The following is a 19,616-nucleotide window of genomic DNA, read 5'->3' as shown; positions in this document are numbered from 1 at the left end:
AAGATCCAGCCTAGCTGAAACGACGGCCAGGCACGGGTTTCCCCGCCTGCCCTGGCAGCTTGTCCTTCAAACCCGAGGGATAGAGCTCAAGCCCTTTGGCGGCCAGTTCGTCAAGCGTGATCCAGCGTGCCGTCCCGACCGTGTCATCGTTCACTTCGTAAACGATGGTATCGGTCCGGTAGTAGCTGTTGTCGGTAAAATGGGCGTGGCACAGGAAAACAATCTCGTGGCCTGCGACGCCATGATGATCGTAGATGTTCTCCATGACGATATACTCGTCGAGCAGAGTGATCCTTGCTCCCAGTTCTTCCAGGAACTCACGCTGGAGCGTATCGCGCCAGGGCTCGCCAAACTCCACGGTGCCGCCAAGCGGCCTCATGCCGGTGATACGCCCCGTATCGTTCCGCACGTCGGACAGAAGCAGCGCGTCATCCTGCCAGATCAGGGCAAGAGCCTTGACCGCAATCGTGTTAGCCGGCCGCCAGATTGTCATCCGTGTCTCCTCAAAGACAGTCGCATCGCTCTCATGTGCACCGTAAAATTCACATTCGGGCACTTTGCTGCAAGCAAAAACCGCGTCTCCGCATTGAAGGGGCAGCGCCCCTCTGCTATTCCGCAGCCAGATTTTCCACATACGAGGTCCATTCGCCGATGATCCCGCGCTATTCCCGTCCCGACATGGTTGCCATCTGGTCGCCGGAATCGAAGTTCCGCATCTGGTTCGAGATCGAGGCCCATGCCTGCGACGCACTGGCCGAGCTCGGGGTCATTCCGAAGGAAGCGGCAAAGACCATTTGGGAAAAGGGTGGGAGCGCCACGTTCGACATCGACCGCATCGACGAGATCGAGCGCGAGACCAAACACGACGTCATCGCCTTCCTGACTCATCTGGCGGAAATCGTTGGCCCGGATGCCCGTTTCGTGCACCAGGGCATGACCTCTTCCGATGTGCTCGACACCTGCTTCAACGTCCAGCTGGTCAAGGCAACCGACATGCTGCTGGCCGACATGGACGCCCTGCTTGCCGCGATCAAGCGCCGGGCAATGGAACACAAGGACACCGTCTGCATCGGCCGCTCCCACGGCATCCATGCCGAACCGGTAACCTTTGGTCTGAAGATGGCCGAAGCCTATGCCGAGTTCGACCGCTGCAAGAAGCGCTTGCTGGCGGCTCGTGAGGAAATCGCCACCTGCGCCATTTCCGGTGCGGTCGGCACCTTCGCAAATATCGACCCTGCCGTGGAAGAACACGTCGCCAAGGCCATGGGCCTCCAGGCCGAACCGGTCTCCACCCAGGTGATCCCGCGTGATCGTCACGCAATGTATTTCGCGACCCTCGGCGTGATCGCCTCCTCCATCGAGCGCGTGGCAACGGAAGTCCGCCACCTGCAGCGCACCGAGGTTCTGGAAGCGGAAGAATTCTTCTCCAAGGGCCAGAAGGGCTCGTCGGCAATGCCGCACAAGCGCAACCCCGTCCTGACCGAAAACCTGACCGGTCTTGCCCGTATCGTCCGCGGCTTCTCCATTCCCGCAATGGAAAACGTGGCTCTCTGGCACGAGCGCGACATTTCGCATTCTTCCGTCGAGCGCATGATCGGCCCGGACGCGACCATCACCCTGGATTTTGCTCTGGCCCGCCTGACGGGCGTTATCGACAAGCTGCTGGTTTATCCGGAGCGCATGATCGGCAACATGGACCGTCTCGGTGGCCTTGTGCATTCCCAGCGTATCCTGCTCGCCCTCACCCAGGCAGGCTCCTCCCGCGAGGACGCATACCGTCTGGTCCAGCGCAACGCCATGAAGGTCTGGGACAGCTACCAGGTGGCCGGTGCTGCCTCGGTCGACTTCCTGACCGAACTTCTGAACGACGCGGATGTGCGCAAATATCTGTCCGAAGAAGAAATCCGCGACCGCTTCGACCTCGGCTACCACACCAAGAATGTCGATGTAATCTTCGAACGGGTGTTCGGCGAAGCTTAAGGCGCCACCGAAACGCGGTGGGTTCGTCATCCCGGACGCAGCGACGCGAAGATCCGGGATCGGAGAACCAGGTCGTAACGACATTGGGAGAGCCACGGCAAAACCTGTGGCTCTCCAATCCCGGCTCGCACTTCGGTTGGCCGGGATGGCCCCGGAAGATAAAACGAAGGCAGCGAGGACCGGAGGTATTCGCCTCCCTTTCCTCTTTGGTCGGGAGATTGCACATGTCCGGCGAAAAATCCCTTGTTGCCTGGCAGCGCATCGAAGCGCTTTTCATCCTGATTGCTTCGCTGGTCCTCTATTTCTGGACAGGGGCACCGTGGCTGACGTTTGTCATCCTCATTCTGGTGCCCGACCTGTCGATGCTGGGCTACTTGGCCAATCCACGCGTTGGCGCCCTGATCTACAATCTCTTTCACACCTACATCGGCCCGGCCCTCCTGATGGGGCTTGGCGTCCTGCTCACGGATTATGATCTGGATCCCTACGCCTTCTGGGATTTTGCTCCGATCGCGATCATCTGGACCGCCCACATTGCGTTCGACCGGGTTCTGGGCTACGGCCTGAAGAGCCCTGAAGGGTTCAAGATCACTCACCTTGGCCGGATCGGCCGTCAGGATAGCTGAATCATGAAAATCGCCGTCGTCTCGGACATTCACGGCAATGTCCTGGCCCTTGAGGCCGTGCTTGCAGACCTGAAACTGGAAGCACCGGACCTGATCGTCAATCTGGGTGACTGCATTTCCGGTCCGCTCTGGCCGGAGGAAACTGCTGCCATCCTGCGTGAGACTGCCTGGCCGACCGTTCGCGGCAACCATGACCGTGTCGTCCTGGACGATCCGATCGACAAAATGGGACCGACCGACGTCTTTGCCGCAGAGCGTCTTTCCCAGGCAAGCCGCGACTGGCTGGCAACAAGCCAGCCGACCATACGCCTGACGGACGAGATTTTCCTGTGTCACGGCACCCCGGACAACGATGACCGCTACCTGACTGAAAAGGTGGATGGGCCGAAGGGACACTTGCCGGACGAACAGACCTTGCTGGACGAGTTGAAGGGCGAAACCGCTCCCGTCATCTGTTGCGGTCACACGCACATTCCAAGGGTCATCCGTCTTCAGAAAACCGGGCAGATCCTGCTCAATCCGGGCAGCGTCGGCTTGCCGTCCTACGAAGACGACCATCCGCACCGGCATGTCATGGAAGCCGGCAGTCCGCATGCCCGCTATGCCCTGATGACAAACAATCACGGAGCATGGAACTTTCAGGAAAAGATCCTGACATATGATTGGGATACGGCAGCCGCCGAAGCGGAAAAGAACGGGCGTCCGGGTTGGGCCCGTGCCCTGAAACACGGATTTTACGGCCCACTTTCCTGAGATCTTCGCGATCACAAATGACGGAGCATGACCATTTCGGGGAACGAAGCCGGGCGCTCCACGTTTTATATCCATGATTAGCATGGAGTATGTGATGTCGATCTGGAAATCCGTTTTAAGTCACGCCGCCATTGGCGGTCTTGCAGTGAGCCTGGCTTTGCCGGCCTTCGCCGCTCCGCTACCGCTGCTCAAGACCGCGCCGGTGCCGGTTCAGACGCACTCGGAAGCCCCGGCGAACGTCCTCAAGGTCGACCACAGAAGAGGCCATAACCCGCATCGCGGCTACAACAATCGTAACGGACGCCACTATTACAACGGGCACCGGGGTTACCGGAAATATCGTCAGGGCTACCGGCGTTACAACGGCTGGTGGTTCCCGCCGGCTGCTTTTGCCTTCGGCTTCGGCGTTGCTCCGGGCCCCCGCTATGCGGCCCCACCTCGCTACGCAGCCCCCCCGCGCTACGCCGCCCCGCCTCGCTACGGCCGTGGCTACAGCCCGGCGCACTATCAGTGGTGTGGTCAGCGTTATCGGTCTTACCGCCCTGGCGACAACAGCTTCCAGCCCTATCACGGACCACGCCGTGTATGCGTCTCGCCCTATGGGCCGTGATTCAAGCTGAAGCCGACAAACATCGAGCCGGTCCTTTGGGCCGGCTCTTTTAGTTTGCCCCAGCCGTCACCCCGAAGGCTGAGAAACGCAAACGGCGCTCAGATCCGAAGGCCGATACCTTGCCAGCTGATTCTTCCAGCCTACCAAACATCCGGCACCTTCCTTGCCGCGATTGACAAGCGCCCGGAAAAACTGCGAGACAGCGGCACATCTTCGACAGCCACGCAAAAGGTGTACCCCGTGAAAATTTCAGACACCGATATTCTGCTTGTTCCAGGTTACGGTCAGACGCTGCCGGGCCATTGGCTGTTGCGCTGGCGCGACAAGATGCCGACGGCCCGGGTCGTGAAACAGGCAGAGCTGCATCGTCCGAGCAAGAAGGAATGGCTGGAAACGCTGGTGAAAGCGGTTGCTTCCGCCGAACGGCCCGTTGTGCTTGTCGCACATTCGCTTGGCTGCATCCTGGTCGCCCACGGCGCCCATGCGCTGAAGGACAAGATTGCCGGCGCCTATCTCGTCGCTCCTTCCGACTGGGACCGCGAGGAGCTGGTGGCGGAATTCGATGGCGGCGACTTCAAGCCCATTCCCGAACATCCCTTGCCCTTCCCTGCGCACCTTGTCGCCAGCCGGGACGACCCATATTGCGACTACGCCCGTGCCGAGCATTTCGCCAAGGTCTGGGGCACCACCTTCCAGGACGCCGGAGCCGCCGGCCACATCAACCTGGAAAGCGGCCACGGCCCCTGGCCGGAAGGCATGATGTCCTTTGCCCATTTCATGAAGAAGCTCGGCTGACGGCTGTCAGGTCCGTGCAGAGGAAGCGTCCATCAACGCTCCGAGGCGCGTGGCCACCCAATAGCTCACCGGAATGGCGATAGCGGCGCCTGTCGCCGCACCGCCGACCAGCAGCAGAGCATTGAATGTGCCGACACCGTAGATCGATAACGGAACCAGTGCACCAAGGCCGGCAAGCGTCGGGCCGATGATGATGAACAGGATCATTGCCAGTTTCCACATGAGGATCTCCCATCGGGAAAGCGGCGGTTCTCCGTCCTGAGCTACAGCGGCAACAGTGGTTGATTATGAGACATAATCAACTTTGTTGTTGAAGCTCAGAACCGTCGCGGTTTCGATATCTGAATACTTTCGCAATATCGAAATTATGACATTGACCCAGGTCAAGCTTCCGCAAGAAGAGCAAATCAATATCCGGCGGCGGGTCCTGTGCCCTGCTCCGCCAGCCAGGCCACTTCCTTGAGCGCCGCCCGGGCGGAATGGTCAAGAAAGAGCGTGTCGACGCCGTGTGACATCAACCGGAACCCCTGATTATAGGCTTCCTCGACCTTGTCGGCGTTGAGGCAGAAAACCCCGGCAAGTTTTCCGGCCGCGAGCGCCTTTTCCGCAATCTCACCGGCAACTTCGCCGGTATGTGCCCCGTTCGGATCGAGCGAAGCGCCTTTTGACAACGCAAGGGAAAGATCGCTCGGACCGACAAACACGCCATCAAGACTGTCGACGCTCAGGATCTCGTCCAGCGCGTCGATCGCGTCCTGGGTTTCGATCATGGCAAAGGCAAGGGTCTGTGCATTGGCGTTTTCGAGATACTGGTCCCGCGTCTGGCCGCTCAGCATGGCTGCCCGGAACGGCGACCAGCTGCGTTCGCCGATCGGCGGATACTTGACAGCCCGCGCAAAGGTTTCCGCGTCGCGAAGGGAATTGATCATCGGCGCGATGATGCAATCGGCCCCCATGTCGATCAGCCGTCCCGCCAGGGCGTTGTCACCGACGGGAATGCGGGCAATGCGGTGTGCCCCGGCAAGAGCAATGGCTGCCATCGCCTCGCACGCCGATGCAAAATCATACATGCCGTGCTGAAGATCGAGCGTAACCGCCTCGTATCCCGAGCGCGCAAACAACTCCGGAACCATGGGCGCGGACAATTGGGACCAGCCGGTAATGACGGCTTTTCCGGAACGCAACTTGTCGGCAAGAAAGGCATTATCTGACACGGGTCGTCTCCTCCGATAGAGGAGGTATCAAATCCGTCCGCCGACACAACCGCAAGCGCTGTTTTTGCAATTCTGGGAGCTTGGTTGACGCCAAGGGAGATGGGGATTTTCTTCTTCCAGGCCGGAAAAGCCCCAACTTGCCGATCATCATGCCCGTCAAAAAAAACGCCCGCCGTTTCCGGCGGGCGTTTGAAACTGACAATCGAAGAAAGCTTCGATCAGCCTTCTTTCTGCAACTGGTCGACAGCCGTGTGCATCAGTTCGTCCATGGTGCGACGAATCTGATGATCGGACTGCTCGACCTTGTTTGCGTCGAAATCTTCGCGAAGCTTGCGGAAAACGTCTTCCTCGCCCGGCTCTTCGAAATCGGCCCGGACAACTTCCTTGGCGTATTCGTCGGCCTTCTCGCCTTCAAAGCCCAGAAGACCTGCCGCCCACAAACCCAGCAACTTGTTGCGGCGTGCGGTTGCCTTGAACCGCAGCTCCTCGTCATGCGCAAACTTGTTTTCAAACCCCTGCTCGCGCTTGTCGAATGTGCTCATACTCATCGTCTCCTGAACTGCGCTGATGCACTTCCCCCCATATGGGGCTGATTTGGTCTCTTGCATATCCCCGCAAGCCGATCAAATCAACGCAGTACGTACACTCATGCGTCAAAAGCATAACCGCCCTGCGAACTCTCCGGAAACATAAGATTGTACTTTTGCCCGGCTTCGGTTAAGTTCCGCGCCGCAAAACAGGGCCTGCTGCCTTCAAGCATCGGCCGGTTGACGACAAACGTCCCGGTGGATTTTCAGACAAGGTAAGCATGTTCCGTCAAAGGTTTCTCTAAAAGATACGGTATAGCCTATGAACCGCCGCCGGCGCATTTACGAAGGTAAGGGCAAGATCCTTTACGAAGGTCCGGAACCGGGAACCCTGGTTCAGCACTTCAAGGACGACGCGACTGCCTTCAACAACAAGAAACACGAGATTGTTGACGGCAAAGGCGTGCTCAACAACCGGATTTCCGAATATATCTTCAATCATCTGAATGCCATCGGCATCCCGACTCACTTCATTCGCCGCCTCAACATGCGCGAACAGCTGATCCGGGAAGTCGAGATCATTCCGCTGGAAGTGGTCGTGCGCAACGTCGCCGCCGGTTCCATCGCCACCCGTCTGGGCCTGGAAGAAGGCACGCAGCTGCCGCGCTCCATCATCGAGTTCTATTACAAGAACGATGAGCTCAACGACCCGATGGTCGCCGAAGAACACATCACCGCCTTTGGCTGGGCCACCCCGCAGGAACTGGACGACATGATGGCGCTTGCCATCCGTGTCAACGATTTCCTGTGCGGCCTGTTCCTGGGCGTCGGCATCCGTCTTGTCGATTTCAAGATCGAATGTGGCCGTCTGTTCGAAGGCGACATGATGCGCATCGTCGTCGCCGACGAGATTTCCCCGGACAGCTGCCGCCTGTGGGACATCGAAACCAACGACAAGATGGACAAGGACCGCTTCCGCCGCGACATGGGCGGCATGCTGGAAGCCTACCAGGAAGTTGCCAAGCGGCTGGGGATCATGATCACCAGCGAACGTCCGGCAGGCTCCGGACCGACCCTGGTCAAGTAAAACCCGCTGCTGATGCAGTATTGACACAGGCCGGCGCAATCGCCGCTAACGGCCCTAACGTCAGTATTGCAACCAAAGGTATTGCAAACTATGACGCCCCCTTGTTCAACGAGGGGGCGTCATGTCTTTTAGATTTTCTTTCATTTTCAAAGCCGTATCGATTGCACTTCTGTGCGGCTTTCTTGCAGCCTGTCAAACCACGGGCCTGAAGCCCGGCAGCATATCCTCCAGCTTTGCACCCAAGGGTTGGGCCAGCAAGCAGAACGGCAACAAGGCCGTCTATGTTTGTCTGCCATCCACCTGCAAATCGCCTGAAGTTGTCGTTGTGGGTCCGATCGAGGTCAAGGGCGACACGGAAACAGCCATCCGGCAAAACCTGATCTCTGCCGAATTGATGAATGCCGTCGGCAACATTGCGAACGTGGCCTCGAAGGGGCAGGTCCGTCTCAAAACCAATCGCCGTGTCGTCACCAAATCCTATTCCGGCTTCGACATGACTGCCAGGTACCGGACGGACAAAGGCAACGTCTATGTTGCCGCACGCATCATCATTCAAAACGACCGCGGCAGCACCGTTGCCTCCTTTGCGACATCAAGCTCCAGGGCAAAGACAAATCTCGACCGCTTCCTGAAGCAGACAACGATCAAACGCCTGCCGTAAATCGCAGGTTTTCTGCACACAGGCCTTTCGCAAATGGGGCTCCTCGTGTATGGGGAGCCCCAAAGTCATTCAACTGCAGAATCTGCAGTCTGCTGCGGGGATCCCAATCATGAAAGCACGTGTGATCGTCACCCTGAAAAACGGTGTTCTCGATCCTCAGGGAAAAGCCATCGAAGGCGCGCTCGGCGGCCTCGGCTTCGGCGACGTCGGCTCCGTTCGTCAGGGCAAGGTGTTCGATGTCGAACTGACCGGCACCGACAAGGAAGCCGCCAAGGCTGAACTGGAGCAGATGTGCGAAAAGCTGCTCGCCAACACTGTCATCGAGAACTACGCGATCGAGATCGCCTGACCGAAACTTCGACACCGGGGCACCACCGATGGATGACGATACCCGCACGGCCCTGATCTTCATGGCCACCAAAGCGGCGATATTCATCCTGGTGCCCGCAATCGCGGCCTTGATAGCCGTACTTGTTCTGCTCTGAACCGACTGGATTGCACACATGAAAACCGCAGTCATCGTTTTCCCCGGCTCCAACCGCGACCGCGACATGTTCCACGCACTGGAACTGATCACCGGCACCAGGCCGCAGAGCGTCTGGCACACGGAAAGCACCCTGCCGGATGTGGATCTTGTGGTTGTTCCCGGCGGCTTTTCCTACGGCGACTATCTGCGCTCCGGTGCAATTGCAGCCCGCTCCCCGATCCTCAAGGATCTTGTTGCCAAGGCCGACAGCGGCGTCGCCGTCCTTGGCGTTTGCAACGGCTTCCAGATCCTGACCGAGGCCGGCCTGCTTCCCGGTGCCCTGATGCGCAACGCCGGCCTGACGTTCGTCTGCCGCGAAGTCCTGATGGAAACGGTCAACACCGCGACGCGGTTTTCCTCGAAGTTCGAAAAAGGCCAGGTCTGGCGTTGCCCGGTTGCCCATCACGACGGCAACTACTTCGCCGACGCTGACACGCTGAAGCAGATCGAAGACAACGGCCAGGTCGTTTTCCGCTATGCGGGCGACACAAATCCGAACGGCTCCATCAACAACATTGCCGGCATCATGAATGCCAAAGGCAACGTTCTCGGTATGATGCCGCACCCGGAAAACCTGATCGAGCCGCTCAATGGCGGCCTCGACGGGCGGATCCTGTTCGAAAGCCTGCTGGAAGCAGCCTGAAAATCATCCGGGAGGCGGACATGACGGACCTGACACTCGACAAGGACGCCAGAACCCGCCTCGCCTCCGAGATCAAGCATTATCTCGAAACAGACCTGGACATCGACATCGGCAACATGGATGCCGAATTGCTGATCGATTTCCTGACACCATCTCTCGGGGCCAGGTTCTACAACCTCGGACTCAAGGACGCCCAGGCGCTGCTCGCCCGCAAGGTCGACGACATCAACGACGAACTCTACGCCTTGGAAAAACCGGTACAGGATCGCGGTTGAGCTGCACTGGGCGACGTGGCGTGGTTAGTGCCGTCCAGTTGGAATTCCGCAGGCTAGAAGTCTTCCCCCCCTCACCCTCCTTGTCATCCCCGCGAAGGCGGGGATCCAGTAACCGGCCGCCTGGACCGCTTTACCCATCCCGTCAGCCCTGAAGGCTACTGGATCCCGGTCTTGGCGCTTTGCGCCAAACCGGGATGACAAGAGGGTTGGGAAAGACGCAGTCGCCTGACCATCGAAGTATGAATGCGGTACCTACACGCGCTCCAATCCGCCAGAACCTCACGAACCAAAGCCGCCCTCACCTCCCTTGTCATCCCCGCGAAGGCGGGGATCCAGTAACCGGCTGCCTCGACCGCTTTGCCCATCCCTTTGGCCCTTATGGCTACTGGATCCCGGTCTTGGCGTTGTGCACCAAACCGGGATGACAAAAACGGGGCCTAGAGAGGTTCAGCGAACAGACGGTTCAGGCCGCCTGGCTGCGCTTTTGTTTGGGAGAGTAGCCGAACCGGCGGGAGAAGGCCCTGGAAAAGGCCGCCGGACTTGCGAAGCCGCAGAGGCTCGCGACGGCCTTGACCTGCCTGCCGGTTTCCAGCTCCGAGCGGGCAATATCCAACCGCCAGTTCGAGAGATAACCCATGGGTGTCGTCCCGACGAGTTCCTTGAACGTCACCGCGAACTGGGTGCGCGACATGCCGGCGGTCTCGGCCAGTTTTTCCAGCGTCCAGTGTTCTCCGGGCACCTCGTGGATTGCCACCAGGGCGGCTGCGATCCGCGGGTTTGCAAGACCGTTCAGGAGGCCGGTATCGGCCTTGCCCTCTTCCATGGCATGACGCAGCAGGCGGATCACCACCACTTCGCACAAACGCTGGAAGGCAGCCTGCCCGCCGCACCTGGGCATTGTCGCCTCCTCGATCAGCGGCGTCACGACAGCGGTGAGATATGGATCTTCCGACATGGGCACGGAAATGCAGTCCGGCAAGGCACTGACCAATTGCCTGCCGACACCTGATATCTTGATCCGGGCAGCGACAAGCGACGTTTCGTCGGGGGCTGCTTCCATGCCGGCAAGTACGGCAGATCCGTCCCGCTCCGGGCAGAAAACCAGTCTCTGCCCTCTCTCAGGGCTATCATAGACCCTCAGGTTGGCATCGCTTTCGCTCCCGTCCGCTGCCAGTGAAATGTCCACCTGCACGCGGAGCCGGTCGATGAGCGAAGACAGCCGGTCCAGCCTTCCATTAAAGGACGTGCGATATGGGACCGACATTTCCGTACTCCTGAGCATATTTTTTGAATGTTTATAGCGCTTGCGTTCACTACCTTACAGCCATCTGCAGGGAAATGTGAAGCCTTGCCTAGCCAAATGAGGAAAACATGCTCGTTCCACGCCAACCGGTACCCGGCCTCACGGTCGAAACCCTCAGCTCCGGCACCTTTGATCTGTCCAAGGATAACGCCGACTTTGCAACGCTGGTCGTGTTCTACCGCGGCCTTCATTGTCCGATCTGCGCCACTTACCTGAAGGAACTCGGCCGTCTGACTGCCGACTTCGCGGCCAAGGGCGTCAAGACGATCGCAATTTCGTCGGACGACAAGGACCGTACGGAAAAGATGGCGGAAAAGGTCGGCCACGCTGATCTGCGCTTTGGCTACGGCCTGCCGCTTAACGTTGCGAGGGAATGGGGACTTTATGTTTCAACCAGCCGCGGCACCACCTCGATCGGCATCGAGGAACCTGCGCTGTTTTCCGAGCCGGGTGTCTTTCTTGTCAGACCGGACGGCACGCTCTATTTCGCCTCCGTCCAGACCATGCCTTTCGTGCGTCCGCACTTCCAGGAAATGGTCGGTGCACTCGATTTCGTTCAGAAGAACGACTATCCGGCACGCGGCGAATATACCGGTACAGTCTGACGGCACCTTGATACGGAATTGAAAACAAGGATGCCGGACACGGGCTGCATCGTGTCCGGCATCAACAAAGACTAGCCAGGGGTAGCAGGTCCTTGTTATGGGGGATCGCCAAAGATCTCCGCATCAATACCGGCCCTTGCGCCGGCTTTCGGTATCCCAGAAGGGGCGCATTGCCTCGGCAAGCGCAGCTTCCCGGGTCAGTCCAAGGTCCTCAAGGGCCGCGTCTGACAATTCCAGAAGTTCCAGGCGGGTCCGGCGCCTCACAAACCAATCCTTCAGATAGCTGAAAGCCGTTTTGGTAAAACCGCCGGGAATCCGGAGCCGCGATATCGGGCGCCCGGATATTGTTTCGATTGAACTCATTTGAGACATCTCCAGGGTGACAATTGCATCAATTGGGCGCATTGTTGCGCTACAATCATATGAATTGACTCCATTCGGGATGCAATATATTAAATTGTCACCATGACAAATTGGCACCCAGAGATTCCCGAGGGCCAAGGGCCCCTCTACATCCGGCTGGCGGACCGCATCGCCGAGGATATTGCCACTGGCGCGCTTGGCGCCGGTTCCAAACTGCCGCCGCAGCGCGATCTTGCGTATGATCTGGGTGTCACTGTCGGCACCATAGGACGCGCCTACGCCCTGATCCGTCAGCGTGGCCTCGTCAGTGGCGAAGTCGGGCGCGGCACATTCGTGCTCGGCAGCACCTATGAACCGTCACTCGAAGAAGACACCAAACCGGACCTTGACCGGCCGACACAGCAGACCAACGGCTCAGCCGCGCATGACATGGCCGCCTCTTCCTGGACGCAAGGGGCGATGCACATGCCTAAGGATGTCGCCTTTGGCGGCACCCGGGTCATGGTGCCTTCGCCAGAGGCAATCCGCTTCGACAGCACATCCGCTCCCGAGATCGGCCAGGCCGGTGTCATCGGACGGCTGACGGCAGACATCACCCGTGATGCGCCGTACGAAATTGCCAGCTACACCCGCTCCGTGCCTGAAAGCTGGCGCCAGGCCGGGCGGATCTGGCTGTCCCGTGCCGGCTGGCAGCCGCCGGAAGGCAGCATCGTGCCGACGACAGGCGCCCAGGCGGCAATCATGGCAATCATCGCGGCAACGACAGCGCCTGGCGATCAGGTCGCCTTCGAGGAACTGACCTACAGCTCGATTGCCCGTGGCGCGGCTCTCTCCGGCCGCCGGCCGGTGCAGATTGCAAGGGACGACGAAGGTCCCCTACCCGAAGATCTCGCAAGGGTCTGCGCGCAGAAACACCCGAAGCTGCTGTTCGTGATGCCGACCATGCATAATCCGACGCTCGGCATGATGGGTGAACAGCGCCGTGCGGACATTGTAACCATCGCCCGCCAGTACAATCTCTGGATCATCGAGGACGAGGTCTACGGTTCCTTGCGCGAAACCTCGCCGCCCCCGCTCGCCGCACTGGCACCGGAGCGTACCTTTCATGTCGGCTCGCTGTCCAAGTCCGTGACGGCAGGCGTGCGTGGCGGCTGGGTTTCCAGCCCGCTGTCTCACGCACAGCGGATCTACACCGCCCACAAGATGCTGACCGGCGGCATATCCTTTCTCCTGTCGGAACTGTCGTCCCGGCTGGTTCTTTCCGGCGCTGCCGACGAATTCCGTCAGAAAATCCTCGCGGAAGTCTCCGCCCGTTTCGAACTGGTGCAGAATTATCTCGGTGCCTACGACATGTTTGCCGCTGCCGACGCGCCGTTTCTCTGGCTGAAGCTTCCCGAACCCTGGCTCTCCGGCACCTTCAAGGCGGCGGCCGCTGCCGCCAATGTGCTGATCGACGATGAAGACGAGTTCAAGACCGGCCGATCCGGCAAGGTCTATCACCGCGTTCGCATCGGCATCACCAACCCGATGACCCGGCAGGAAACCGCGAAGGGTCTGCTTATCCTGCAAAATTTGCTGGAGGACAGCGGCGCCTGCTACGACAGTTTCGAATAGCGACCCTTTGAAGGCGGAGAAATATGTCTGAAACCAGCTTGCTCTTCTTGATCCTGCCAGCCTTCGCAGTCGTCTTCGCCCTGTTCTGGTCGCTGATCGTCTTTGTCATCGCCCATACAGGTGGCTGGGCGGGACTGGCAAAAGCCTACCCGGCAAACCGGAAACCGGAAGGCCGCACCTGGAACTGGCGCACCATCCGGTTCGGTCTCTTCGGCAACTACCGCAACAGCGTGGATGTAACCCTGTCCGATGCAGGTCTCCACATGTACCCGATCTTTGTCTTCAGGATCGGCCACAAGCCGATACTCATTCCGTGGACCGCGGTCACGGACGCACATCGCCGCGATCTCTGGTTTTCACCGACGCTGACGCTTTCAGTCCCTGTGACAGGAAACGGCAATGAAAGACGGGTGTCCTTCTACGGTGCGGAGTTCGTCGAGGCGATCGAGGACTGTCTGAGGCGCAATGGCAACGGCAACGGCAACGCTCTCCGCAGGTAAGCAAACCACCGGTTTGACTGCCTCATATCGCTCGATACGGAAACACGTTTTCCTTGTCCTTCACCTGCGCTGCTGACAATGTGAACTGACTACCGGGAGGTTGTGATGACAGGGTCTGTGCCTTTGTGGGTGAAACTGGCCGGCGTGGCAGCGGCTGTCTATTGCATCGCCGTCTTCGGAACCGTCTACCGCTACAATCAGTCCATCCTGGAAAGCGCCAGCTTCGCCGAAATCACCGGCGGTGGCTTCATCTACAACTACCGCATCGCCGACATTCGGGCGGGCATCACGGTTGGCCTCGTAAAACCCCTGCCGCTTGGCACCCGGCTCATTGCCGAGTTTGAAAGCCCGCAAGGTGGCAAGATCGAGGTCGAAAAGGCCGTTTCCCATGCCAAGCGCAACTACAGTTTCGAGACACCATCCCTCAGCGATGTTGAAGCCGAACGCACCTATGCGGCAGTTCTTCATGTCATCGACGCAAAGACGGGCGAGGAAATAGAGCGCCACGAAAAGGGTCTCAAATCCAGTGTCGCGCCGAAGGCGATGCCGGCAAAACCGCTTACCATCGGCCCCGGGTATCACGTCAATCCGGATATCCGGCCGGCACCAAAGGGCTAGACCGTTAGCCGTCGTGGGAAGTTCTTTTGCTATCGCGCGAAAAAAGTTTGCGCGGCACCTTAAAAGCCATTGTCCGGTGCAATCCGGCACACCATCTGCCAGCGACGTGTCCTCGGGATCTCCAAAATGACTGTCTTTGAAATTGCGCTCGGCCTGGTTCTCCTCGTGGCCGGTGGTGACGTGCTTGTGCGCGGTTCTGTCGGCCTTGCAAAACGCTTCGGCATCTCCGAACTTCTGATCGGCTTGGTCCTTGTAGGCTTCGGCACTTCGACACCGGAACTGATGACGAGCGTGCTGGCGGCACTCAACGGGTCTGCCGGCCTGGCTGTCGGCAATGTCGCCGGCTCGAACATCGCCAATATCCTGCTCATTCTGGGGCTGACGGCCGTCATCTCACCGTTGCTGGTCGACCCCAAAGCGTTGCTTCGCGACGGTCCGGCCAACGCTCTGGCAGCCCTCGCTTTCACGGGCCTTGCATTGTCCGGCTTGATTGGACGGGAAGCAGGCCTGGTCCTGATACTCACCCTGGCGGTCTATCTTGTTGTCACCTACCGGATGGAAAAAGGCACGCAAACGCCTTCGGCAGAACTGCACAGGGGTGAAGTCCAGCTTGTCGCTCAAAAAACCGGACAGCTGAACCTGCTGCTCAATCTGGCGATGGCATTTGGCGGACTGGTAATGATCCTGGGCGGAGCACACTTTCTGGTGTCCGGCGCAACCAGCCTTGCGCAGGCAGCGGGCATCAGCGACGCGGTTATCGGCGTCACCATCGTCGCGGTCGGCACGTCCCTGCCTGAGCTGGTCACCTCGGTGATCGCAGCTCTCAAGCGTCAGACAGATATTGCCCTTGGCAACATCCTTGGCTCCAACCTCTTCAATATCCTGGGCATTCTGGGCATTACCGCGGTTATCACCCCCCTCCAGGTCCCGCAGGAAATCATGAGCTTCGACATCTGGGTTTTGTTGGGGGCTACAGTGATCCTTCTGGTCTTTGCCATGACGGGCGGCCGTATCTGTCGGCGCGAGGGCGCCATCATGCTCCTGGCCTATGCCGGCTATACAGGTTACGTCCTCCACAACGCCCTCGGATGAACCTCCTCAGAAAAGTCGGACCTAGCGCAAAGGGGAGATCTTCTCCTGCCTGCCCAAACCGGCGGAGACTTTACTCCGCCGGCCAGAAGGACAGTTTCAGCGACTGCTTCTGACGGGGACCGCAATCGGGCGGATCGGTGAGCCGGTGGCGCCACGCAGTTTCAGCGGCGAGGTAATGAAGGCAAATTCATGCACCTCGTCCCTTGCCAGGTCTTCCAGCCACAAGAGCTCGATAAACGAGACACCCTTCTGCGCCAGCAGATAGGAATGAACAGGTGCGAAATTGTCCGGGTTGGTGGACGGGAAACTTTCCAGACCCAGGTTATCCGCGCCCAGCACCATCGCCTTTTGCTCCTCCGCCAGCCACCTTGCGGCATCAAGGCCAAGCCCTGACTGGCTGAACAGCGCCAGTTTTGACTTGTCCGGCCAATGCTGCATCTGGCCGGTACGGATGAGCACCACATCACCTTCCTGCAAGCTGGTTCCCTGCGCATCCAGCGCGGTTTTCAGATCATCCACCGTAATGGCGTAGGACGCCGGCAGCACATCCACACCCTTGGCCTTCGCAACGTCGATCAGCACGCCGCGCGCAATGATGGGTGGATACTTGTCCGCACCCGATTTCGCCCACCCGCGCGCACCCTGCGCCTCGTCGGCGCTAACGTTGTTCCAGATTTTCCCGTGAAGCCCGAAGTGACTGAGCGTGTCGATATGGGTTCCCGTGTGGGTATTCATCGAAATCGCTTCGCTGGAATGCGAAAGGAGCTCCTTGCTGCCATCCCCGCGCGCCGGCGTATGAAGCATCATCATCTGGTAAGTCGGATCTCCAAAGGCGGCACTGCAACAATCGGGCATGCCGACAAAGAGATCCACGCCGAGATCATAAATCTTGCCGGCATCGATGCGCTGCAAGATCTCCAACCGGGAGGCATCGCTCATCATGTTGAGTGTGCCGATCTCGTCTTCCGGTCCCCATGGACTTTCACCCACCTGATCGCCTTCCGCGAAAACCGGTGAACCGGCGAGGGTCGCGGCCATGAGCGTGGCTGCAAAAAGCTTACGGGTCTGATTCATCAAGTCTTGCACCAGTGGAATTCCTTCCTCTCAAAACCCCGTGCATGCAGGAACGACCGGCAAGGCGATTCCGTTCGCGGAGGATTGCTCCTCCACGTTTCAGCAGGACGGATTGCCTGACAGGGTTTTCGGTTTTCAGAACAGGCGCATTCGAACGCGCCCGGCACGATTAGGACAATTGCCCTAAAATCGAATTAGGACAATCGTCCAAATCTGTCAAGACTGCAACCAAATGCACTGAAACACCCGTATTGCAGCCATCTCCGCTTTGCCGGTGAGACTTTTACGAACCTTATTTTCCCTTGATACCGGGCTTGAATTCGAACTTGCGCCGGTTGGAATGCACTGCGCTGTCAGGTGGAAGAACGTCTGCAAGGCCAATCGCATCGCCCGCGATCAAATTTGTCGAATTTCTTTGCACCGCAAGGCTCCCAAATTGGGGGACAATCTGCTAAACGGCGGCATCATCGTCTGCCCGTGCCGTCGCGGCCCCACCCATTGGCCAGAAACACTGGCCAAAAACAGTGAAACGTCATGATCCCGAACGACATCAAGATCACGCCCGACCTGATTGCTTCCCACGGTCTGAAGCCGGATGAATATGAGCGCATCCTGGAACTGATCGGCCGCGAGCCGACCTTCACCGAGCTGGGCATCTTTTCAGCCATGTGGAACGAGCACTGCTCGTACAAATCCTCCAAGAAATGGCTGAAGACCCTGCCGACCGAAGGTCCGCGCGTGCTTCAGGGCCCGGGTGAAAACGCGGGTGTGGTCGATATCGGCGATGGCCAAGCCGTGGTCTTCAAGATGGAGAGCCACAACCACCCGTCCTACATCGAGCCTTACCAGGGCGCTGCAACCGGTGTCGGCGGCATCCTGCGTGACGTCTTCACCATGGGCGCGCGTCCGGTTGCGGCCATGAATGCCCTGCGCTTCGGCGAACCCGATCATCCGCGCACCCGTCACCTCGTCTCCGGCGTCGTTTCCGGTGTTGGCGGCTACGGCAACTCCTTTGGCGTTCCGACAGTCGGCGGCGAAGTCGAGTTCCACGCCCGCTACAACGGCAACTGCCTGGTCAACGCCTTTGCGGCAGGCCTTGCAAAATCGGATGCGATCTTCCTGGCGAAGGCCGAAGGCGTCGGCCTGCCGGTCGTCTATCTCGGCGCCAAGACCGGCCGTGACGGTGTCGGCGGCGCGACCATGGCTTCGGCGGAATTCGACGATACGATCGAAGAAAAGCGCCCCACCGTTCAGGTTGGCGATCCCTTCACCGAAAAGTGCCTGCTGGAAGCCTGCCTTGAGCTCATGGAGACCGGTGCGGTCATCGCCATCCAGGACATGGGTGCGGCCGGTCTTACCTGTTCTGCCGTTGAAATGGGCGCCAGCGGCGACCTCGGCATCGAGCTGGACCTGGACAAGGTTCCGGTGCGCGAAGAACAGATGAGCGCCTACGAAATGATGCTTTCGGAAAGCCAGGAGCGCATGCTCATGGTCCTGCGTCCGGAAAAGGAACACGAAGCCGAAGCCATCTTCAAGAAATGGGGCCTCGACTTCGCCATCGTCGGCAAGACCACCGACACGCTGCGTTTCATCGTCAAGCACCAAGGCGAAGTCGTCGCCGATCTGCCGATCAAGGAACTCGGTGACGAAGCCCCCGAATATGATCGTCCCTGGGTCGAGCCGAAAAAGCGCCCCGTTCTGTCGGCGTCCGAAATCGAGGAACCGGCGGACTATGCCGAAGCTCTCAAGACCCTGGTCGGCAACGCCAACGGCTCGTCCCGCCGCTGGGTCTATGAACAATACGACACGCTGATCCAGGGCAATTCGGCCGCGACGCCGGGCGGTGATGCCGGTGTCATCCGCGTGGAAGGCACCCGCAAAGGCCTGTCCTTCTCCGTTGACGTGACACCGCGCTATTGCGAGGCGGACCCGTTTGAAGGTGGCAAGCAGGCCGTTGCCGAAGTGTGGCGCAACCTGACCGCCGTCGGCTCCGAACCGCTGGCTGCAACCGACAACCTGAATTTCGGCAACCCGGAAAAGCCGGAAATCATGGGCCAGTTCGTCGGCTGCATCAAAGGCATCGGCGAAGCCTGCCGGGAGCTAGAGTTCCCGATAGTCTCCGGCAACGTGTCGCTCTATAACGAGACCCATGGCGAAGCGATCCTGCCGACCCCGGCCATTGGCGGTGTCGGCCTGCTGCCGGACGTCACGGTGCGTGCGGGCGCAGCCTTCGTAAACGAAGGCGACGCAATCCTGCTCATCGGTGGCAAGGGCACCCATCTGGGCGCATCCCAATATCTCGCGGATATTCTGGGTCGTGAGGAAGGCGCTCCGCCGCCGGTCGACTTGGCGGCAGAAAAGCGCCGCGGCACGCTGGTTCGCCAGCTCATCGGCGCAGCCCGTCTGACGGCTGTACACGATATTTCTTCCGGCGGCCTGGGTGTCGCTCTCGCCGAGATGGCGATGTCCGGCGGCATCGGCGCAACGGTCAAGATCGATGGGCCGGCCCATGCCGCGCTCTTCGGTGAAGACCAGGGACGCTACGTCGTCACTGTTTCCCAGGACAAGGTGGAAGCCGTTCTGGAAGACATTCTGGACGGCGGTATCGACGTTCAACAAATCGGCACCACCGGTGGCACGGATTTGACTGTTGAAGGCATACTCACCATATCCGTTGCAAACTTGAAAAAAGCGCACGAAGATTGGTTCCCGAATTACATGGCAACGGCATAAGCCGTTTGACCTTCAGG

At 59.3% G+C, this 19,616-nt stretch carries 24 protein-coding genes; 17 read left to right on the top strand and 7 right to left on the bottom strand.

The genetic code is table 11. The annotated features are described in order from the left end of the window. Positions 1-10: 10 nt before the first annotated feature. Positions 11-493, bottom strand: coding sequence for an NUDIX domain-containing protein (locus FIV03_RS17070; RefSeq protein ID WP_031269247.1), 483 nt, complete (start codon positions 491-493; stop codon positions 11-13). A 158-nt stretch (positions 494-651) separates the two neighbouring features. Here FIV03_RS17070 and purB point away from each other — a divergent pair, with 158 nt between their 5' ends. From purB to FIV03_RS17045, 5 genes are all read left to right on the top strand, one after another. Next, positions 652-1,980: an adenylosuccinate lyase gene (purB, locus tag FIV03_RS17065; protein ID WP_023000891.1), complete on the top strand. Its 1,329-nt coding sequence runs from the start codon at positions 652-654 to the stop codon at positions 1,978-1,980. Between the two features lie 224 nt (positions 1,981-2,204). Further along, on the top strand, positions 2,205-2,606 hold the full coding sequence (locus tag FIV03_RS17060; RefSeq protein WP_062488387.1) for a DUF4260 domain-containing protein: 402 nt from the start codon (positions 2,205-2,207) through the stop codon (positions 2,604-2,606). Between the two features lie 3 nt (positions 2,607-2,609). Continuing rightward, positions 2,610-3,359 carry a metallophosphoesterase family protein gene (locus FIV03_RS17055; protein WP_152510391.1) on the top strand — a complete coding sequence of 250 codons (750 nt, stop codon included), beginning with the start codon at positions 2,610-2,612 and terminating at the stop codon, positions 3,357-3,359. Between the two features lie 73 nt (positions 3,360-3,432). Next, positions 3,433-3,969 carry a BA14K family protein gene (locus tag FIV03_RS17050; RefSeq protein ID WP_353622173.1) on the top strand — a complete coding sequence of 179 codons (537 nt, stop codon included), beginning with the start codon at positions 3,433-3,435 and terminating at the stop codon, positions 3,967-3,969. Positions 3,970-4,209: 240 nt separating this feature from the next. After that, positions 4,210-4,764 (top strand): alpha/beta fold hydrolase, encoded by a 555-nt coding sequence (locus FIV03_RS17045; protein WP_152510390.1) that lies wholly within the window; start codon positions 4,210-4,212, stop codon positions 4,762-4,764. A gap of 6 nt (positions 4,765-4,770) precedes the next feature. Here FIV03_RS17045 and FIV03_RS17040 read toward each other — a convergent pair whose 3' ends face one another. From FIV03_RS17040 to FIV03_RS17030, 3 genes are all read right to left on the bottom strand, one after another. Next, positions 4,771-4,986 (bottom strand): hypothetical protein, encoded by a 216-nt coding sequence (locus tag FIV03_RS17040; RefSeq protein WP_055655054.1) that lies wholly within the window; start codon positions 4,984-4,986, stop codon positions 4,771-4,773. 185 nt (positions 4,987-5,171) lie between these two features. Then, on the bottom strand, positions 5,172-5,978 hold the full coding sequence (locus FIV03_RS17035; protein ID WP_152510389.1) for an aldolase/citrate lyase family protein: 807 nt from the start codon (positions 5,976-5,978) through the stop codon (positions 5,172-5,174). Between the two features lie 218 nt (positions 5,979-6,196). Beyond that, complete coding sequence (locus FIV03_RS17030; protein WP_023000884.1) at positions 6,197-6,520, bottom strand: DUF1476 domain-containing protein; 324 nt, start codon at positions 6,518-6,520, stop codon at positions 6,197-6,199. Positions 6,521-6,827: 307 nt separating this feature from the next. Here FIV03_RS17030 and purC point away from each other — a divergent pair, with 307 nt between their 5' ends. The 6 genes from purC (at position 6,828) to FIV03_RS17000 (ending at position 9,697) form a co-directional block, all read left to right on the top strand. After that, positions 6,828-7,592: a phosphoribosylaminoimidazolesuccinocarboxamide synthase gene (purC, locus tag FIV03_RS17025; RefSeq protein WP_006932454.1), complete on the top strand. Its 765-nt coding sequence runs from the start codon at positions 6,828-6,830 to the stop codon at positions 7,590-7,592. Between the two features lie 121 nt (positions 7,593-7,713). Beyond that, positions 7,714-8,253, top strand: coding sequence for a hypothetical protein (locus FIV03_RS17020; RefSeq protein ID WP_062488383.1), 540 nt, complete (start codon positions 7,714-7,716; stop codon positions 8,251-8,253). 106 nt (positions 8,254-8,359) lie between these two features. Next, complete coding sequence (gene purS / locus FIV03_RS17015) at positions 8,360-8,602, top strand: phosphoribosylformylglycinamidine synthase subunit PurS (RefSeq protein ID WP_031269246.1); 243 nt, start codon at positions 8,360-8,362, stop codon at positions 8,600-8,602. 28 nt (positions 8,603-8,630) lie between these two features. Then, entirely contained in the window at positions 8,631-8,738 is a 108-nt protein-coding gene (locus FIV03_RS31895) for a phosphoribosylformylglycinamidine synthase-associated small membrane protein (RefSeq protein ID WP_023000881.1), read from the top strand. A gap of 18 nt (positions 8,739-8,756) precedes the next feature. Beyond that, positions 8,757-9,422: a phosphoribosylformylglycinamidine synthase subunit PurQ gene (purQ, locus tag FIV03_RS17005; RefSeq protein ID WP_152510388.1), complete on the top strand. Its 666-nt coding sequence runs from the start codon at positions 8,757-8,759 to the stop codon at positions 9,420-9,422. A 20-nt stretch (positions 9,423-9,442) separates the two neighbouring features. Continuing rightward, a complete protein-coding gene (locus tag FIV03_RS17000) occupies positions 9,443-9,697 on the top strand; it encodes a DUF2164 domain-containing protein (protein WP_006932460.1) in 255 nt (84 codons plus the stop codon). Positions 9,698-10,160: 463 nt separating this feature from the next. On the opposite strand, the gene FIV03_RS16995 is transcribed toward FIV03_RS17000, so the two are convergent. Then, on the bottom strand, positions 10,161-10,961 hold the full coding sequence (locus tag FIV03_RS16995) for an AraC family transcriptional regulator (RefSeq protein ID WP_152510387.1): 801 nt from the start codon (positions 10,959-10,961) through the stop codon (positions 10,161-10,163). A 107-nt stretch (positions 10,962-11,068) separates the two neighbouring features. Between FIV03_RS16995 and FIV03_RS16990 the strand changes: the two genes are divergently transcribed. Then, entirely contained in the window at positions 11,069-11,605 is a 537-nt protein-coding gene (locus FIV03_RS16990) for a peroxiredoxin-like family protein (RefSeq protein ID WP_152510386.1), read from the top strand. 123 nt (positions 11,606-11,728) lie between these two features. On the opposite strand, the gene FIV03_RS31890 is transcribed toward FIV03_RS16990, so the two are convergent. Beyond that, the gene (locus FIV03_RS31890) at positions 11,729-11,869 is read right to left on the bottom strand and encodes a DUF1127 domain-containing protein (RefSeq protein WP_229597942.1); all 141 of its coding nucleotides are present in this window, start codon (positions 11,867-11,869) and stop codon (positions 11,729-11,731) included. A 201-nt stretch (positions 11,870-12,070) separates the two neighbouring features. Between FIV03_RS31890 and FIV03_RS16980 the strand changes: the two genes are divergently transcribed. The 4 genes from FIV03_RS16980 to FIV03_RS16965 all read left to right on the top strand — a co-directional run bounded on the left by FIV03_RS16980 (position 12,071) and on the right by FIV03_RS16965 (position 15,792). Beyond that, positions 12,071-13,582 carry a PLP-dependent aminotransferase family protein gene (locus FIV03_RS16980; RefSeq protein WP_152510385.1) on the top strand — a complete coding sequence of 504 codons (1,512 nt, stop codon included), beginning with the start codon at positions 12,071-12,073 and terminating at the stop codon, positions 13,580-13,582. Positions 13,583-13,605: 23 nt separating this feature from the next. After that, on the top strand, positions 13,606-14,082 hold the full coding sequence (locus FIV03_RS16975; protein WP_152510384.1) for a hypothetical protein: 477 nt from the start codon (positions 13,606-13,608) through the stop codon (positions 14,080-14,082). A 105-nt stretch (positions 14,083-14,187) separates the two neighbouring features. After that, complete coding sequence (locus tag FIV03_RS16970) at positions 14,188-14,700, top strand: hypothetical protein (RefSeq protein ID WP_152510383.1); 513 nt, start codon at positions 14,188-14,190, stop codon at positions 14,698-14,700. A 126-nt stretch (positions 14,701-14,826) separates the two neighbouring features. Further along, positions 14,827-15,792, top strand: coding sequence for a calcium/sodium antiporter (locus FIV03_RS16965; RefSeq protein WP_173013876.1), 966 nt, complete (start codon positions 14,827-14,829; stop codon positions 15,790-15,792). Positions 15,793-15,888: 96 nt separating this feature from the next. Here the strand turns inward: FIV03_RS16965 and FIV03_RS16960 are convergent, their stop codons facing one another. Beyond that, complete coding sequence (locus FIV03_RS16960; protein WP_152510381.1) at positions 15,889-16,866, bottom strand: cyclase family protein; 978 nt, start codon at positions 16,864-16,866, stop codon at positions 15,889-15,891. Between the two features lie 534 nt (positions 16,867-17,400). Here FIV03_RS16960 and purL point away from each other — a divergent pair. Then, positions 17,401-19,599 carry a phosphoribosylformylglycinamidine synthase subunit PurL gene (gene purL, locus FIV03_RS16955; RefSeq protein ID WP_023000870.1) on the top strand — a complete coding sequence of 733 codons (2,199 nt, stop codon included), beginning with the start codon at positions 17,401-17,403 and terminating at the stop codon, positions 19,597-19,599. Positions 19,600-19,616 lie beyond the last annotated feature (17 nt).

This window comes from Labrenzia sp. THAF187b, assembly GCF_009363375.1.
Lineage (GTDB): Bacteria > Pseudomonadota > Alphaproteobacteria > Rhizobiales > Stappiaceae > Roseibium > Roseibium algicola.
Note: the sequence above shows the minus strand (reverse complement) of the source record. Positions and strands in the feature narration are given on the sequence as shown.

Coding starts and splice junctions, on each gene's coding strand:
- FIV03_RS17070 (WP_031269247.1), bottom strand. CDS start 493: ATGACAATCTGGCGGCCGGCTAACACGATTGCGGTCAAGGCTCTTGCC.
- purB (WP_023000891.1), top strand. CDS start 652: ATGATCCCGCGCTATTCCCGTCCCGACATGGTTGCCATCTGGTCGCCG.
- FIV03_RS17060 (WP_062488387.1), top strand. CDS start 2,205: ATGTCCGGCGAAAAATCCCTTGTTGCCTGGCAGCGCATCGAAGCGCTT.
- FIV03_RS17055 (WP_152510391.1), top strand. CDS start 2,610: ATGAAAATCGCCGTCGTCTCGGACATTCACGGCAATGTCCTGGCCCTT.
- FIV03_RS17050 (WP_353622173.1), top strand. CDS start 3,433: ATGATTAGCATGGAGTATGTGATGTCGATCTGGAAATCCGTTTTAAGT.
- FIV03_RS17040 (WP_055655054.1), bottom strand. CDS start 4,986: ATGTGGAAACTGGCAATGATCCTGTTCATCATCATCGGCCCGACGCTT.
- FIV03_RS17030 (WP_023000884.1), bottom strand. CDS start 6,520: ATGAGCACATTCGACAAGCGCGAGCAGGGGTTTGAAAACAAGTTTGCG.
- purC (WP_006932454.1), top strand. CDS start 6,828: ATGAACCGCCGCCGGCGCATTTACGAAGGTAAGGGCAAGATCCTTTAC.
- FIV03_RS17020 (WP_062488383.1), top strand. CDS start 7,714: ATGTCTTTTAGATTTTCTTTCATTTTCAAAGCCGTATCGATTGCACTT.
- FIV03_RS31895 (WP_023000881.1), top strand. CDS start 8,631: ATGGATGACGATACCCGCACGGCCCTGATCTTCATGGCCACCAAAGCG.
- purQ (WP_152510388.1), top strand. CDS start 8,757: ATGAAAACCGCAGTCATCGTTTTCCCCGGCTCCAACCGCGACCGCGAC.
- FIV03_RS17000 (WP_006932460.1), top strand. CDS start 9,443: ATGACGGACCTGACACTCGACAAGGACGCCAGAACCCGCCTCGCCTCC.
- FIV03_RS16995 (WP_152510387.1), bottom strand. CDS start 10,961: ATGTCGGTCCCATATCGCACGTCCTTTAATGGAAGGCTGGACCGGCTG.
- FIV03_RS16990 (WP_152510386.1), top strand. CDS start 11,069: ATGCTCGTTCCACGCCAACCGGTACCCGGCCTCACGGTCGAAACCCTC.
- FIV03_RS16980 (WP_152510385.1), top strand. CDS start 12,071: ATGACAAATTGGCACCCAGAGATTCCCGAGGGCCAAGGGCCCCTCTAC.
- FIV03_RS16975 (WP_152510384.1), top strand. CDS start 13,606: ATGTCTGAAACCAGCTTGCTCTTCTTGATCCTGCCAGCCTTCGCAGTC.
- FIV03_RS16970 (WP_152510383.1), top strand. CDS start 14,188: ATGACAGGGTCTGTGCCTTTGTGGGTGAAACTGGCCGGCGTGGCAGCG.
- FIV03_RS16965 (WP_173013876.1), top strand. CDS start 14,827: ATGACTGTCTTTGAAATTGCGCTCGGCCTGGTTCTCCTCGTGGCCGGT.
- FIV03_RS16960 (WP_152510381.1), bottom strand. CDS start 16,866: ATGAATCAGACCCGTAAGCTTTTTGCAGCCACGCTCATGGCCGCGACC.
- purL (WP_023000870.1), top strand. CDS start 17,401: ATGATCCCGAACGACATCAAGATCACGCCCGACCTGATTGCTTCCCAC.